The 14,895-nt window shown below is 65.0% G+C and carries 18 protein-coding genes; 11 read left to right on the top strand and 7 right to left on the bottom strand.

All coding sequences use genetic code 11. The annotated features are described in order from the left end of the window. Entirely contained in the window at positions 1 to 1,176 is a 1,176-nt protein-coding gene (gene tuf / locus KO516_RS01750) for an elongation factor Tu (protein WP_216002078.1), read from the bottom strand. Between the two features lie 116 nt (positions 1,177 to 1,292). Next, positions 1,293 to 1,901 (bottom strand): hypothetical protein, encoded by a 609-nt coding sequence (locus tag KO516_RS01745; protein WP_371742014.1) that lies wholly within the window; start codon positions 1,899 to 1,901, stop codon positions 1,293 to 1,295. Positions 1,902 to 2,084: 183 nt separating this feature from the next. Between KO516_RS01745 and KO516_RS01740 the strand changes: the two genes are divergently transcribed. After that, on the top strand, positions 2,085 to 2,663 hold the full coding sequence (locus KO516_RS01740) for a hypothetical protein (protein ID WP_216002077.1): 579 nt from the start codon (positions 2,085 to 2,087) through the stop codon (positions 2,661 to 2,663). 1 nt (position 2,664) lies between these two features. Here KO516_RS01740 and KO516_RS01735 read toward each other — a convergent pair whose 3' ends face one another. Beyond that, on the bottom strand, positions 2,665 to 3,072 hold the full coding sequence (locus KO516_RS01735) for a universal stress protein (RefSeq protein WP_216002076.1): 408 nt from the start codon (positions 3,070 to 3,072) through the stop codon (positions 2,665 to 2,667). A 267-nt stretch (positions 3,073 to 3,339) separates the two neighbouring features. On the opposite strand from KO516_RS01735, the gene KO516_RS01730 reads away from it, so the two are divergent. After that, a complete protein-coding gene (locus tag KO516_RS01730) occupies positions 3,340 to 4,035 on the top strand; it encodes a response regulator transcription factor (protein WP_216002075.1) in 696 nt (231 codons plus the stop codon). A 54-nt stretch (positions 4,036 to 4,089) separates the two neighbouring features. On the opposite strand, the gene KO516_RS01725 is transcribed toward KO516_RS01730, so the two are convergent. Then, a complete protein-coding gene (locus tag KO516_RS01725; protein ID WP_216002074.1) occupies positions 4,090 to 4,410 on the bottom strand; it encodes an antibiotic biosynthesis monooxygenase in 321 nt (106 codons plus the stop codon). A gap of 189 nt (positions 4,411 to 4,599) precedes the next feature. On the opposite strand from KO516_RS01725, the gene KO516_RS01720 reads away from it, so the two are divergent. The 6 genes from KO516_RS01720 (at position 4,600) to KO516_RS01695 (ending at position 8,737) form a co-directional block, all read left to right on the top strand. Continuing rightward, positions 4,600 to 5,310, top strand: coding sequence for a DUF484 family protein (locus KO516_RS01720; protein WP_216002073.1), 711 nt, complete (start codon positions 4,600 to 4,602; stop codon positions 5,308 to 5,310). Next, positions 5,307 to 6,233, top strand: a complete 927-nt coding sequence (locus KO516_RS01715) for a tyrosine recombinase XerC (RefSeq protein ID WP_216002072.1) — start codon at positions 5,307 to 5,309, stop codon at positions 6,231 to 6,233. Before KO516_RS01720 ends, KO516_RS01715 begins: the two co-directional genes overlap by 4 nt. 127 nt (positions 6,234 to 6,360) lie before the next feature. Then, positions 6,361 to 6,966 carry a glutathione S-transferase gene (locus KO516_RS01710; RefSeq protein WP_216002071.1) on the top strand — a complete coding sequence of 202 codons (606 nt, stop codon included), beginning with the start codon at positions 6,361 to 6,363 and terminating at the stop codon, positions 6,964 to 6,966. Positions 6,967 to 7,030: 64 nt separating this feature from the next. Beyond that, positions 7,031 to 7,702, top strand: coding sequence for a phosphatidylserine decarboxylase (locus KO516_RS01705; RefSeq protein ID WP_216002070.1), 672 nt, complete (start codon positions 7,031 to 7,033; stop codon positions 7,700 to 7,702). After that, positions 7,695 to 8,447 carry a CDP-diacylglycerol--serine O-phosphatidyltransferase gene (gene pssA, locus KO516_RS01700; protein WP_216002069.1) on the top strand — a complete coding sequence of 251 codons (753 nt, stop codon included), beginning with the start codon at positions 7,695 to 7,697 and terminating at the stop codon, positions 8,445 to 8,447. The genes KO516_RS01705 and pssA overlap by 8 nt, the downstream gene beginning before the upstream one ends. Beyond that, positions 8,447 to 8,737, top strand: a complete 291-nt coding sequence (locus tag KO516_RS01695) for an alkylphosphonate utilization protein (RefSeq protein WP_216002068.1) — start codon at positions 8,447 to 8,449, stop codon at positions 8,735 to 8,737. Before pssA ends, KO516_RS01695 begins: the two co-directional genes overlap by 1 nt. A 56-nt stretch (positions 8,738 to 8,793) precedes the next feature. On the opposite strand, the gene KO516_RS01690 is transcribed toward KO516_RS01695, so the two are convergent. Next, on the bottom strand, positions 8,794 to 9,453 hold the full coding sequence (locus tag KO516_RS01690) for an outer membrane protein (RefSeq protein ID WP_216002067.1): 660 nt from the start codon (positions 9,451 to 9,453) through the stop codon (positions 8,794 to 8,796). A gap of 220 nt (positions 9,454 to 9,673) precedes the next feature. Here KO516_RS01690 and petA point away from each other — a divergent pair, with 220 nt between their 5' ends. Genes petA through KO516_RS01675 form a run of 3 tightly spaced genes read left to right on the top strand, consistent with a single transcriptional unit; the run spans position 9,674 to position 12,389 of the window. After that, positions 9,674 to 10,249, top strand: coding sequence for a ubiquinol-cytochrome c reductase iron-sulfur subunit (gene petA / locus KO516_RS01685; protein WP_216002066.1), 576 nt, complete (start codon positions 9,674 to 9,676; stop codon positions 10,247 to 10,249). A gap of 11 nt (positions 10,250 to 10,260) precedes the next feature. Further along, positions 10,261 to 11,589 carry a cytochrome b gene (gene petB / locus KO516_RS01680; protein ID WP_216002065.1) on the top strand — a complete coding sequence of 443 codons (1,329 nt, stop codon included), beginning with the start codon at positions 10,261 to 10,263 and terminating at the stop codon, positions 11,587 to 11,589. A gap of 17 nt (positions 11,590 to 11,606) precedes the next feature. After that, positions 11,607 to 12,389 (top strand): cytochrome c1, encoded by a 783-nt coding sequence (locus KO516_RS01675; RefSeq protein ID WP_216002064.1) that lies wholly within the window; start codon positions 11,607 to 11,609, stop codon positions 12,387 to 12,389. A 304-nt stretch (positions 12,390 to 12,693) separates the two neighbouring features. On the opposite strand, the gene KO516_RS01670 is transcribed toward KO516_RS01675, so the two are convergent. Then, a complete protein-coding gene (locus KO516_RS01670; protein WP_216002063.1) occupies positions 12,694 to 13,392 on the bottom strand; it encodes an ATP-binding cassette domain-containing protein in 699 nt (232 codons plus the stop codon). Then, positions 13,379 to 14,893: a thiamine/thiamine pyrophosphate ABC transporter permease ThiP gene (locus KO516_RS01665; protein WP_252737342.1), complete on the bottom strand. Its 1,515-nt coding sequence runs from the start codon at positions 14,891 to 14,893 to the stop codon at positions 13,379 to 13,381. The genes KO516_RS01670 and KO516_RS01665 overlap by 14 nt, the downstream gene beginning before the upstream one ends. Positions 14,894 to 14,895 lie beyond the last annotated feature (2 nt).

Below are 14,895 nucleotides of genomic sequence, written 5' to 3'. Positions count from 1 at the left end.
TTACGCGAGGATTTTCGAGACGACGCCCGACCCGACGGTGCGGCCGCCTTCGCGGATGGCGAAGCGCAGGCCGTCTTCCATGGCGATCGGTGCGATCAGCTCGACGGTGAACTTCAGGTTGTCGCCCGGCATCACCATCTCGGTGCCTTCCGGCAGCGTCACCGTCCCGGTCACGTCCGTGGTCCGGAAGTAGAACTGCGGGCGGTAGTTCGCGAAGAACGGCGTGTGACGGCCACCTTCTTCCTTGGTCAGGATGTAGACCTCGGATTCGAACTTCGTGTGCGGGTTCACCGACTTGGGCTTGCACAGCACCTGGCCGCGCTCAACCGCTTCACGGTCGATGCCGCGCAGCAGCGCGCCGATGTTGTCGCCTGCCTCACCGCGATCGAGCAGCTTGCGGAACATTTCAACGCCGGTGCAGGTGGTCTTCTGCGTGTCCTTGATGCCGACGATCTCGAGTTCGTCGCCAACGTTGACAACGCCGCGCTCGACGCGACCGGTCACAACCGTACCACGGCCCGAGATCGAGAACACGTCTTCGATCGGCATCAGGAACGGCTGGTCGACAGCGCGTGCCGGCTGCGGGATGTACTCATCCACGGCCGCCATCAGTTCGCGGATCTTGTCTTCGCCGATGGCGTTGTCACGGCCTTCCATCGCCGCAAGCGCCGAGCCTGCGATGATCGGAATGTCGTCGCCCGGGTAGTCGTATTCGGTCAGCAGCTCGCGGACTTCCATTTCCACCAGCTCGAGCAGTTCCTCGTCGTCCACCTGGTCGACCTTGTTGAGGAACACCACCATGGCGGGGATGCCGACCTGACGGCCCAGCAGGATGTGCTCGCGGGTCTGCGGCATCGGGCCGTCAGCCGCGTTCACCACCAGGATCGCGCCGTCCATCTGCGCCGCGCCGGTGATCATGTTCTTCACATAGTCAGCGTGGCCGGGGCAGTCGACGTGGGCGTAGTGACGCGCTTCGGTCTCGTATTCCACGTGCGCGGTCGAGATCGTGATGCCGCGGGCCTTTTCTTCGGGCGCGCCGTCGATCTGGTCATAGGCGCGGAAGTCGCCGAAGTACTTGGTGATCGCCGCCGTCAGCGTCGTCTTGCCGTGGTCAACGTGCCCGATCGTGCCGATGTTGCAGTGCGGTTTGTTCCGCGCAAACTTTTCCTTTGCCATCTTCTAAAGACGCCTCGCCTTTTTCAGGGGCCCTACGTGACCCGGTTTCGCATCGCGGGCCGTTTATTTGCTTGCAATGGGAAAATCAAGCGTTTGATGCATCGCCCCTCGCAAGATTAGCCAGCGGTTGCCGTCGCGTCCGGCGCGGAGTCGGAAAGCACCGGCTTGCCCGCGTCGGGCCCGCCGAACCAACCCTCGGTTTTCTGCATCCGGCGCATCCATTTTTCGATCTGCAAGGCGACGTTGGCCGACAGGTTGCGCATCTGCTCTTGTTTGGACTGGGTCAGGCCAGAGCCCACAGCGGTTTCCGCCGACAGGCTTTCCAGCGCGGTGATCTGCTCGGGCTCGGCGTTGAGCTTGGCTTGCGTCGCATCATCCCAGACGGTGACATTCACGATCAGCGCCGATTTCGGGCTGAGCACCAGCGGGATGCCGGGCTGCGCCAGCACGTAGCCTTCAACACTCACGCCAAGGTGATAGTACTGATCGCCGTCCTGTCGGCGAAACCGCTCTTCGAGCGCGCTGTCCACCGAAGCGATCCAATCCTCGGCGCTGGCCTCGCGCGACAGCGGCCCCATGACCATGTTCGGCGCCACCACCATCGCGTGCCCGAGCTTGAAATCGCCGATCGGCTCCGTCGGTTTGTCGAGGTCTGACTGGCCGTTGGCGCAGGCCGCAAGACCGCAGACAAGTGCAAGCGCGGGGAAAAGGCGTGTCAGGGGCATGTCACATCTCGCTGGGCAATCGGCGTTTTCTTCGCATAGCGCAACCGGCCCCTTGCGCGCAACGCCCCGCCCGGTGCACTGCGTCCTCGCGGCAACGCCTCTGCCCCGCCGCACAGGATTCCCCTTGCCCGCGCCGCCGCGCATGCCAGTTTGCCCGCCGTACCCAGCAGCCGAGACTTCGCCTTGCCCAGACTCCCCCGCCTTGTCGCCGCGCTTTTGTTTGCGCTGACCGCCGCCGCCTGTTCCGTTCCCGACCCGCAGGACCTGCCGCGCCCCGCGCAGCATGACGTCGCCGCGCTGGCGCAGGCGATCACCGACCTTGGCCCGCAGGTCGACCCCGACGAAGCGCGGCGCATGGCGCGCATCGCCTATGATTACCCCCTGCGTCTGGCCGTCGAGTATCAGGTCGAGGACAGGCCGATCATCCACAACATCAAGGTCAATCAGGGGCTGAAGCCACGCGGGCTGTGCTATCAATGGGCCGACGATCTTGAAGCCCGGCTGAGCGCCGAGGGTTTCCAGACGCTGGAGCTGCAGCGCGCCATCGCCAATTCCGAAAGCGCCATCCGGATCGAGCATAGCACCGTCATCGTCACCGCCCCCGGCGCCAGCCTGTATGACGGCATCGTGCTGGACCCTTGGCGCAATGGCGGCCTGTTGTTCTGGGACAAGGTACGCGACGATACGCGCTACCCGTGGCTGCCGCGCGAAGAGGTGTTCAAGCGCAAGCGCGCCCGCTTTGGCGAAGCGCGCGCGCAGTGATTCAGCGCAGAACGTGCACGCCGCATTTGGCGTGCCGCACCACCGTGGTCGCGGTCGAGCCGATGAGGATGTCGCTCATTCCCGGCCGGTGCGAGGCGATGACGATCATGTCGACCGCGTTTTCCTCGGCATAATCAAGGATGGTGCGCCCGGAGTGGCCTTCGACCACAACGCCGCGCGCATGGTCCAGCCGCGCCGCCAGCGCGTCCAGCTCGGCCTGCACCGCCTTGCGCGAACTGACCTGATAGTCCGGCGGCATGTAGCTGATGGCATAGCCCGGAATATGCTCCATCACATGCAGCAGGGTGATGGTCGAATCGTCATCTGCAAGGCGGCGGGCAACGGCCAGCGCGGCTTCGGCCTTGGCATCGCTGTCAAAGGCGATGGGCACGAGGATGGTCTTGTACATCTGGGGTCTCCTGTTCTCTCCATCCGCAGGGATGCCCTATTCCAGAAAAGACAGCATTGATCCAAATCACCCCGGGCGCGGCGATGGCCGACCACCTTTGCGCCACAATTGATGTCTAGAACCGGCTTCACTGACGCAGAACGCGCTGCATCCCGACTTGGAACAATTCGAAAAGAATGTTCGTAAACAAAAGGTTGAGATGACCGGCAGACGGGCCTTCGGACCCGGGCCGATGTAGCCAACGACAAGCGTTCAGGAGCACGAAAGATGCGTTATCTCATTGCCGAAACGAGCTGGAAGATGGTGAGCCTTGCCAAGGCGGTCTCGGATTGCGGAACCCTCGTGACGCATTGCGAGGCCGGCGACGCCATCGAGGATTTCCACAAGATCGGCGAACATGACCTTGTCGCCCTCGATGCCAGCCAGCTGCTGCGCGGCACCTCGCTGTGTCGCCTGCGCGAGCTGCACCCCGACACCCCCATCGTGCTGATCGCCCGCGACCCGGTGCCCGAGCAGATCGCGGCATGGCTGATGGCCGGGGCCGACACCGTCATCGACGAAGCCGCCGCGCTGCCCGAGATGATCGCCCAGATCGATTGCGTGGCGCGCCGGGCGCAGGGCATCGCCCGCCCGTTGCTGGAATGCGGCCCGCTGACCTTCGATCTCGAAGCGCGGCGCGTTCATCTGGGCGATGTCACCCTGTCGCTGTCGCCCAAGCTCTATGAGATTCTGGAATATCTGGTGCTGCGTCCGGGTCGGCTTGCGTCCCGAGAGGCGCTGCTCAGCCACGTCTATGGCTTTGAAAACGAACCGGCCCCGCGGGTGTTCGATGTCTACATGTGCAATCTGCGCTCGCATCTTTCGGGCATCGCCGGAACGGTCCGGATCGCGACCGTGCGCGGCGCGGGCTACCGGCTCGACGTGCAGGATCCATCGCGCTCGAACAACCCCCTCGCGGCCTGACCCGATCCCGCAGCCGCCGCACGGCCCTGCGTGCGGCAGCCCTTCGCGGGGGGCTCAGCCGTAGACCGCCACCACGTCATACATCACCGGCTCGAAGCTGCGGCACATCTCGTGGATGCGCCGGTTGCGTTCCCGCATCTCTGCGCTGCGCAACATGGCCTGGAAATCCTCGCGCCGCTGCCATTGCGAATAATTCGCGATCCGGGTCTGCGCGTCGTTCACATGCAGCCCCGCGCTGATGAACCCCGGCTGTTTCGAGATAAAGGCGGCATAGGCGTCCTGCAGCGCGTCGAGCAGATCATGACAGGTGCCGGGCGTGGTCTCGAAGGTGGTGATCACGGTCTGGCACCCGCTGGGGTGGGTGATGTCGGGCATTATGGCTCCTCCTCTTGCCACGCCAGTCTGGCACGGCGCGCGCGCGGCTCCAAATGCCGTGATCGGGCCGATGCGCAACAATCGGATGAAAGCTGGCGACCGGTTTCGCAAAAAAGGGCGCACGGCGACAGGGGCTCTGCTACGGTCGGGTAAAAATCGGCATAAAAATAACAAGCAGACGGACAGGCCATGAGCAGCAGCACCCTGACGATCGACGATTCCCTGCGCGAAGAAATCATCTTGCGCCCGGACATGATACTGGATGACCGCGACCTGATGCAGGCGCTGATCGCCGCCAATGAACGCGCGATGGGCGGCAATATCGTCGATCTGCGCGGCATCGCGATGGAACGGCTCGAAGCGCGGCTCGACCGGCTGGAAGACACCCACCGCGGCGTTATTGCGGCGGCCTATGAGAACCTTGCGGGCACCAACCAGATTCACCGCGCCGTGTTGCGGATGCTCGATCCGCTGGAATTCGAACCTTTCCTGCGCGATCTGGGCGGCGAAGTGGCCGACATCCTGCGGGTCGATCGCGTGCGCCTGCTGCTGGAATCGGCGCAAAACGACAGTGATCCGGCGATCCGGCGGCTGGGCGAGGTGCTGTCGGTGGCCGAGCCGGGGTTCATCGAAAGCTATGTTTCGGACGGTCGCGGCGCGCCCCGCCGCCCGGTGGTGCTGCGCCAGCTGGCCGAGGGCGACCCGGCGATCTTTGGCGATGCGGCGGCATGGGTGCGCTCCGAAGCCTGCCTGCGGCTTGATTTCGGCGCGGGCCGCCTGCCGGGGCTGCTGGTGCTTGGCTCGGAAGATCCGCATATGTTCACCCCGCAACAGGGCACCGATCTGCTGGCCTTTTTCGCCGGGGTGTTCGAGCGCGCCATGCGGCGCTGGCTGTCATGACGCTGATCATCACTCCGGCGGCGCGCGACGCGCTGGAGACATGGCTCGAACAGGCCCGCGCGCTCAAGGGCACGTCCGAGAACACCATCACCGCCTATCGCGCTGACGTGGTCGAATTCATCGCTTTCCTGACGGCGCATCATGCCGAGCCGCAGGGGTTGTCGCCGCTGGCGCAGGTGACGACACCGGACATGCGCGCCTTCATGGCGCATCTGCGCGGCACCGGTATCGGGCCGCGCTCGGCGGCGCGCAAGCTGTCGGCGGTCAAGACCTTTTACCGCTGGCTGGCCGAACGCGAAGGCTTCGAGCCGACGGCGGTGCTGCTGGCCCGCGCGCCGAAATTCCAGAAAAAGCTGCCCCGCCCGCTGGAGATCAAGGATGCGCGGGCGATGATCGACACCGTGCCGCTGCAATCGCAAAAGACATGGGTCGGCGCGCGCGATGCGGCGGTGGTGACGCTGCTATACGGCTGCGGGCTGCGGATCTCCGAGGCGCTGGGGCTGACCGGGCGCGACTGGCCGATGGGTGACAGCCTGCGCATCGTCGGCAAGGGCAACAAGGAACGCATCGTGCCGGTGCTGCCGGTGGCGCGGCGCGCGGTCGCGGCCTATCTCGAGATCGCGCCATGGGCCCTCGAGCCGGACAAGCCGCTGTTTCGCGGCGTCAAGGGCGGCGCGCTGAACCCGCGCATCGTGCAAAAGGCGACCGAGCGCACCCGGATGCAGCTCGGCCTGCCCGCCACTGCGACTCCCCATGCCATGCGCCACAGCTTTGCCACGCATCTGCTGTCGGCGGGCGGCGATCTGCGCGAGATTCAGGAATTGCTCGGCCATGCCTCGCTGTCAACAACACAGGCCTATACGGCGGTCGATCAGGTGCATCTGATGAAGGTCTACGAGGCGACGCATCCCAAGGCTGGCTGATGACCCCAATTCCCCGACTGCAATCATTGGACACCCCGCGACCGCGACAAACCGCAAATCTTTTGCAAAAGGAATTGCTCCGCCCTGAGCGCGCGCCTACCTTCCGCGCAAAGCAAGGAAGCCACCCATGAAACTGCTGAAATCCCCCGCCTCGCCCTTCGTCCGCAAGGTCATGGTGACATTGCACGAAACCGGTCAGCTTGACGAGGTCGAGCTGATCGACGTTGCCAACACCCCGCTGTCGCCCGACAGCGCCGTGGCCGCCGCCAACCCTGTCGGCAAGATCCCCGCGCTGATCCGCCACGATGCGCCGACGCTTTACGACAGCCGCGTCATCTGTCGCTTTCTCGACCAGCGCGCCAAGGCCGGGCTGTACCCGGACAAGCGCCTTTTCGACACGCTGACGCTAGAGGCGACCGCCGATGGCATGCTGGAAGCCGCCGTGCTGATCATCTACGAGGAACGCTTCCGCCCGCGCGAGCAGGTGTCGATGGACTGGATCGAGGGCCAGTGGCTCAAGGTCTCGCGGGCGCTGGACGCGCTGGAAACCCGCTGGATGAGCCATCTGGCCGGGCGGCTCGACATGGGGCAGATCGCCATCGGCTGCGCGCTTGGCTATCTTGATTTCCGCCATGACGCCCGCAAATGGCGCACCGGGCACGATTCGCTTGCCGCATGGTACAAAGGTTTCGCGCAGCGCCCGGCGATGATCGCCACCACGCCACACGGCTGAGCAGGGCTTGCAAGCGGGGCCAGCGGCCCCTATCCCGCCCCAATACGCCAGAGGAGGCCAGCCCATGCGGATGCGTGACACGTTCATCAAGCCAATGCACCCCGAAGGACGCAAGTTCGTCGCGATCTTCGCCGTCATATCGCTGATCCTGTTCCTGATCTGGGACCCGCTTGGCTGGATCGGCGTCGGGCTGACGGTCTGGTGCTATTACTTCTTTCGCGACCCCGAGCGGGTCACCCCCACCCGTCCCGGCCTTGTCATCAGCCCCGCCGATGGCGTGGTGTCGCTGATCGAACCGGCGATCCCGCCCGCCGAGCTTGGCATGCCCGCCGAGCCGCTGACCCGCGTGTCGGTGTTCATGTCTGTGTTCAACTGCCACGTGAACCGCTCGCCCGTCGAAGGCGAGCTGGTCACCATGGCCTATCGCCCCGGCAAATTCCTCAACGCCTCGCTCGACAAGGCCTCCGAGGATAACGAGCGCAACGCCCTGCGCATCCGCCTTGCCGACGGGCGCGAAATCGCCGTGGTGCAGATTGCGGGGCTCGTGGCGCGCCGCATCATGTGGTGGAAGAAGGACGGCGACTTCCTGCACCGGGGCGAACGCTTCGGGCTGATCCGCTTTGGCTCGCGGCTGGATGTCTACCTGCCGCACGGGGTCGAGCCGCTGGTGCGCATCGGCCAGACCATGTGCGCCGGGGAAACCGTGCTGGCGGATCTTGGATTGCGCGATGAATGAACCCCAAGCCACCGAAAAGCTGACGCTGATCCAGCTTCTGCCCAACATGCTGACGGTGATCGCCATTTGCGCCGGCATGACCGCCGTGCGCTTCGGGTTGCAGGGCAGTTACGAGATCGCGGTGCAGCTGATCCTGCTGGCCGCCGTGCTCGATGGCATGGATGGCCGCCTCGCCCGCGCGCTGAAATCGGAATCCGGCATGGGGGCAGAGCTCGACAGCCTCGCGGATTTCTTCAACTTCGGCGTCGCGCCGGGGATGTTGCTGTATAATTGGGCGCTCACCGACAGCCGCAGCTTTGGCTGGCTTGCGGTTCTGGCCTTTGCCGTCTGCGCCTGCGTCCGGCTTGCCCGCTTCAACGTGCAGCGCAAATCCGAAGACAAGGCGCATGACAATGCGTTTTTCACCGGGGTGCCCTCGCCCGCCGGGGCGCTGCTGGTGATGCTGCCGATGTACCTGTCTTTCGGGCTGGGCACCGGGCCGCTGCTGCCCGATGTCATTCTGGCGCTGTGGATGGTGATCTGCGGCCTGTCGATGATCAGCCGCTTTCCGACATGGTCGTTCAAGACCACCCGCATTCCGCGCAAAAGCGCCAAGTTCTTCCTTGTCGCGGTGGCACTGGCCGGGGCGGCGGCGGTAACCTATGCGTGGATCACGCTGGTGATCTTTTGCATCGCCTATATCGCGGCGGTGATCATCATGCTGCCGCGCGCACGACGCCGTATGGGCAAAGGAGCACCCGAGTGATGTCAGACGAAGACTGGGTCTACAACGAGACAACCGGCGAATGGGGCCCTGCCTCTGACGTCGCCGAAGCGCCGATGATCGAGGTCCGCGATGCCGCCGGAACGCTTCTGGCGGACGGCGATCAGGTGGTGCTGGTCAAGGATCTGAAGGTCAAGGGCGCGGGGCAGACGCTCAAGCAGGGAACGGTGATCCGGTCGATCCGGCTGACCGACAACCCCGATGAGATCGACTGCCGCCATGACGCCATCAAGGGCCTTGTGCTGCGCACTGAATTCGTCCGCAAGCGCTGAATTTCAAATGAAAAAGCGCCCCTCGCAGGGGGCGCTTTCAACATCGCCGGATGGCGTCAGAATTTCATGGTGATGCCGACGTTCAGCGCGTTGGTCTTGACGTCGACATTCAACGATCCGTCGCCATCAAGATCGGCCTCGTTGCTCGAATAGGTGAACTGGTATTCACCAAACGCGGCAAAGCGGTCGTTGATCGGATAGCTCACGCCCGCAGTCAGACGCATCGCCGGGCCGGTCAGCTGATAGCCATAGGTCTTGTCGCCGCTGGTGGTTTCCACATCGACATGCGGCACCGCGATACCAAGGCCACCGCCGACATAGGGCGTTGCCTTGCCCCATTGCATCGGCCAGCGTTTCATCGCGTTCACCGTGACGATGTTCAGACCATCGGTCAGTTCCATCCGCGAAAAGCCGATATCCTCGCGCTCGTCCTCGGGGGCGTAGACCTTGTCATGAGAGAATTCGAGCCCGAAGCCGAGGGTGTCGGTGGTCCACCACGTGCCGCGAATACCGTAGTAGATCGGCATCGAGAAGCTCTTGCCTTCCCAGCCGATCAGCTTGTCATAGCTCCCGCCCCCCGGATAATCGCCGGACACCCGGCTGTGCGGCGAGGTCTGGTAGCCGGTGTAGATCGAAAGTTCGAGGTCCTGCGCGGCGGATTGCGACGCAGCAAGGGCGGCCATGGAAACGGTCGCGGCGAGAATCAGTGTTTTCATGGAGACGCTCCGGGAGCTGTGAGGGCGGGGACAAGGGCACATAACCCCTACCCCCTCCGGGTTTCAATTGCGACACATGCGCACGAAAGGCGATCACAACTTCATGATCGCTTTACGGACACATTTCAGACCGCTAAACACGCTGACGGAAAGCCGTATCGGGACGCGGCTACCTAAGGGATTCCGGCCTTGGCCGGAACTGAGGATTGGAGAACACCCCGTGACACAAGCTGAAGATCACGAAGGCACTCGCAGAGACTTTCTGTACTACGCCACCGCCGGTGCCGGCGTCGTGGCAACCGGCGCCGCCGTCTGGCCGCTGGTGAACCAGATGAACCCGTCGGCGGACGTGCGCGCGCTCAGCACCATCCGGGTCGACGTGTCCGGTGTCGAAACCGGCACGCAGCTGACGGTGAAATGGCTCGGCAAGCCGGTGTTCATCCGCCGCCGCTCCGAGGCTGAAATCGAAGCCGCACAAGGCGTCGAGATGAGCGCGCTGGTCGATGCGCAGGCGCGGAATGCCAACGTGCCCGACGGATCGGACGCCACCGACGCCAACCGCACGCTGGACGAGGCCGGCGAATGGCTGGTGATGATGGGCGTGTGCACGCATCTTGGCTGCGTGCCCCTGGGCAACGCCGGCGATTTCACCGCTGGCGGCACGGGCGGCTGGTTCTGCCCCTGCCACGGCTCGCATTACGATACTTCGGGCCGCATCCGCAAAGGCCCGGCGCCGCAGAACCTTCCGGTTCCCGTCGCGGAATTCGTCGAAGAAACCACCATTCTTCTGGGATAAGGGAGGGGCGAATGTCCGGTATTCCGCACGACCATTACGAGCCGAAGACAAGCGGCGAACGCTGGCTGCACAAGCGGCTTCCGATTGTCGGTCTTCTTGTCGACACCATCATGATCCCCACGCCCAAGAACCTGAACTGGATGTGGATCTGGGGCATCATCCTGACCTTCTGTCTGGCGCTTCAGATCATCACCGGCATCGTGCTGGTGATGCATTACACGCCGCATGTGGACATGGCCTTTGCGTCGGTCGAACACATCATGCGCGACGTCAACGGCGGCTATATGCTGCGCTACCTGCATGCCAACGGCGCATCGCTGTTCTTTGTCGCGGTCTACCTGCACATCTTCCGCGGGCTGTATTACGGCAGCTACAAATCCCCGCGCGAGGTGACGTGGATCGTCGGGATGCTGATCTACCTGTGCATGATGGGCACCGCCTTCATGGGCTACGTGCTTCCCTGGGGGCAGATGTCCTTCTGGGGCGCGACGGTGATCACCGGCCTGTTCGGCGCCATCCCCTTTGTCGGCGAGGCGCTTCAGACATGGCTGCTCGGCGGGCCGGCGGTCGATAACGCCACGCTCAACCGCTTCTTCTCGCTGCACTATCTGCTGCCCTTTGTCATCGCCGCGCTGGTGGCGGTGCATATCTGGGCCTTCCACACCACCGGCAACAACAACCCCACCGGGGTCGAGGTGCGCCGCGGGTCCAAGGCCGAGGCTGAAAAGGACACGGTGCCGTTCTGGCCCTATTACGTCATCAAGGACGTGTTCGCGCTGGCGGTCATCCTCGCGGTGTTCTGGGCCATCGTCGGCTTCATGCCGAACTACCTCGGTCACCCGGACAACTACCTCGAAGCGAACCCGCTTTCGACGCCGGCGCATATCGTGCCCGAATGGTATTTCCTGCCGTTCTACGCGATCCTGCGCGCCTTCACATCGGAAGTCTGGGTGGTGCAGATCGCCAGCTTCGTCACCGGCGGCATCGTCGATGCCAAGTTCTTTGGTGTGCTGGCGATGTTCGGCGCGATCATTGCCATGGCGCTCGCGCCCTGGCTCGACACCTCGTCGGTGCGCTCGGGCAAGTACCGCCCGCAGTTCAAGTGGTGGTTCTGGCTTCTGGTGATCGACTTCATCGCGCTGATGTGGCTTGGCGCCATGCCCGCCGAAGAGCCCTATGCCAGCTTCTCGCTGATCGGTGCGGCCTACTGGTTCGGCTATTTCTTCGTGATCCTGCCGCTGCTGGGCGTGTTCGAAAAGCCGCTGCCGCAGCCCGCGACCATCGAAGAAGACTTCGAAAGCCATTACGGCAAGTCCTCGACCAAGACACCGGCCGAGTGAGAGAAAGGACAGAAATCATGTTCAGAAAACTTGCCCTTTCGTCCGCAGTGGTCCTCGGCCTTGCCGGCAGCGCCTTTGCTGCCGGAGAAGGCGGCCATGTCGAGGATTTCGACTTCTCGTTCGAAGGCCCCTTCGGCGCCTTCGATCAGGCCCAGCTTCAGCGCGGCTTGCAGGTCTTTACCGAGGTCTGCTCGGCCTGCCACGGTCTGCGCTACGTGCCCTTGCGCAGCCTCGGCGACGAGGGCGGCCCGCATTTCTCGGAAGACGAGGTCCGCGCCTACGCGGCGCAGAACTTCGAGATCTTCGACGCCGAGCTGGATGACTACCGCCCCGCGACCCCGACCGACCATTTCCCGGTCAATGACGGGGTAGGCGCACCTGACCTGTCGCTGATGGCAAAGGCGCGCGCCGGCTTTCATGGCCCCTATGGCACTGGCCTGAACCAGCTGTTCAAAGGCATGGGCGGGGCGGAATACATCGCGTCTATCCTCACCGGCTACACGGGCGAGGAAAAGGTCGAAGCGGGCACCACCTTCTACGAGAACACCGCCTTCTCGACCGGATGGATCGCCATGGCCCCACCGCTTATGGGCGAAGACGTGGAATATGCCGACGGCCATTCCAACGCGCTGGACCACGAGGCGCAGGACGTCGCGGCCTTCCTGATGTGGGCAGCAGAGCCGAAGATGATGGCGCGCAAGCAGGCAGGCTTTACCGGGGTGATCTTCCTCGTGATCCTCGCCTCGCTGCTGTACCTGACCAACAAGCGTCTCTGGCGTCCGATCAAACACAAGCTCTGAGTTCACGTGAAACAAGATGCCCTGCCGCGCGGCGGCGGGGCATGACCTGAAGCTGGCGCGCGCGCCGCGCCAGTTTGCCCCTCAGCATTTTCGCTGGTGCGACGCTGTGACGGCCTGCCAGCGTTCAGCCACAACAGCCCTCCTCGACAGCCCTGCCGCCACTGACGTGCTGTCCCGGCACGCCCGTCACCGGATCGCCCCACGATCCAAGCGCCAATGTCGATGCGGCTGGCATTCCTGCAAAACCTGTCGCGCCAGCCCCACCTGCATCACGCGGCGGGCCGCCCGCGCCGTGCCACCGCGTTTACCGGCCCAGATAGGCGCGCAGCGCGTCGGGCGGATCGGCGAACAGGTGCTGCGTGTCCATGGGTGGCTGCGCGGCGCCCTCCGCCACCAGCACCGTTTCCTGCGCAAATCCCAGCGCATCGCCCGGATCGTGGCTGACCAGCAGCACCAGCGCGCCCAGCTCTTGTGCCACGTCGCGCACCAGCGCCAGCATCTCGGACTTGAGCGCCGGGCCAAGCGCCGCGAACGGCTCGTCGAGCGCGATCACCGGCCGCGCCTGAAGCAGCACCCGCGCCAGCGCCGCGCGGCTTTGCTGACCGCCCGACAAGGCGCCCGGCTTGCGCCCGCTCATGCCGTCGAGCCCGACGCGGGCCAGCGCCGTCTCGATGGCATCGCGCTCGGCCTGCCGCAGCCTGCCACCATCTGGGCGCAGGGCCAGCCCAAGATTGCGCAGCAGATCGAGATGCGGGAACAGGTTGTTTTCCTGAAACAGCATCGCCACCGGTCTCTTGTTCGGCGGCGCGGCAGTGATGTCCTGCCCCTGCCACAGCACCCGCCCCGATACCGGTGCGAGAAACCCGGCCACGAGGTCAAGCAGGGTCGATTTGCCCGCCCCCGACGGCCCGACAATCGCCACGCGCCGCCCCTGTGGCAGGGTGAAATCGGCCCCGATGGAGAAATCGCCCGTCTGGTAGCGCAGCGCCTCAAGCGTCAACATTCACCCGCCCTCCCCTGTCAAAGATCCAGAACGCCCCGAAGCTGAGCACGAGCAGCAACAGCGCCGCCCCCGAGGCCGCCTCCATCCGGTAGGCCCCCATCAACCGATAGACCTGCAACGGCAGCGTTGCCCGGTCCGGGTCGGCGAACAGCGCGATCACCCCGAGATCGCCCATCGACAGCGCCGCCGTCAGCCCCGCCGCAAAACCCAGCGGGCGGCGCAGCCGGGGCAGCAGGACCAGCCGCAGCCACGCCAGCGGCGTCAGCCCCAGCGCCTGCGACAGGCGCGCATAGTCATGACGCACCGCCTCGGCCTCGGGGCGCAGGATGCGCAGCGCAAACGGCAGCGAGACCAGCGCGTTGACCAGCACCGTCACCGGCAAGGCAACCGACAACGGGTTCACAAAGGGCCGCACGATCAGGAACAGGCCGGTGCCCAGCACCAGAGGCGACAGCGCGATGCCCAGAATCCCGATCATCTCGCCGCGCCGTGTTGCCAGTGGCAGCGCCCAACCGATGCACAGCACGGTCGAGGCCAGCGCCACGGCAATCGAATTGCCCGCCGCCTGCCACGTCCCCGCCCCCAGCAACGCCAGTCCCGGAAGCCCTTTCAGAACCACCATCCCAAGCGGCAGCATCAGGAAAAGCGCCGCCAGTGCCAGCCACGCCGCATCCAGCACCGCGCTTCCGTCCCAGCGCTGCTGCGCCCGGTCGAGGCCAGCGCCAAAGCCCGCCCCGGTGCCCAGCTTCAGCGCCACCAGCCCGGCACATAGCGCCAGCACCAGCTGGATCACCGACAGCAGCGCCGCCCGCCCCAGATCGAAATCAAAGCGCACAGCCTGATAGATCGCCAGCTCGACCGTGGTGGCCCGCGGCCCGCCGCCAAGCGCCAGCGCGACGGCAAAGCTCGACAGGCAGATCACGAAAATCACCGCAAAGGCGCCGGGAACGATGCGCAGCAGCATCGGCCATTCAAGGGTGCGGAACATCGCCATCGGTGTCAGCCCCAGCGAGGCCGCCAGCCGAAAGCGTTCTGACGGGATCGCCAGCCACGCCTGAAGCAATAGCCGCACCGCCAAGGGCAGATTGTAAAACACATGCGCCACCAGAACACCTTGCAGCCCGTAAATCTTTACGCTCGGCAGGCCAAGCAGTCCAAGGCCATCGTTCAGCACGCCGCTGCGGCCAAACACCGACAGCAGGCCCAGCACCGCCACGATCACCGGCAGGATGAACGGCGCGCCCATCAACGCCACCAGCGCGCCGCGCCCGCGAAACCGGCGCCGCGCCAGCGCCCGCGCCACCGGGATCGCCAGCAGCACGCTCAGCCCCGCCGACAGCAGCGCCTGCATCAGGGTGAACCGGACCGCCAGCCAGTCGGCGGGGCCGGGCGCGCCGAGGCCTTCGGCCCGCCAGAGCACCGCCGCCACCGGACCAAGGGTCAGCCCCGCCACGGCAAGCCCGGCAACAACGGCGGGGCCCCGCCCCTGCCAGATCGTCAACG

The sequence above is a fragment of the Citreicella sp. C3M06 genome (genome assembly GCF_018860705.1).
Taxonomy (GTDB): Bacteria; Pseudomonadota; Alphaproteobacteria; order Rhodobacterales; family Rhodobacteraceae; genus Salipiger.
The sequence above is the reverse complement of the archived record's forward strand: the minus strand, read 5'-3'. Positions and strand labels throughout refer to the sequence as shown.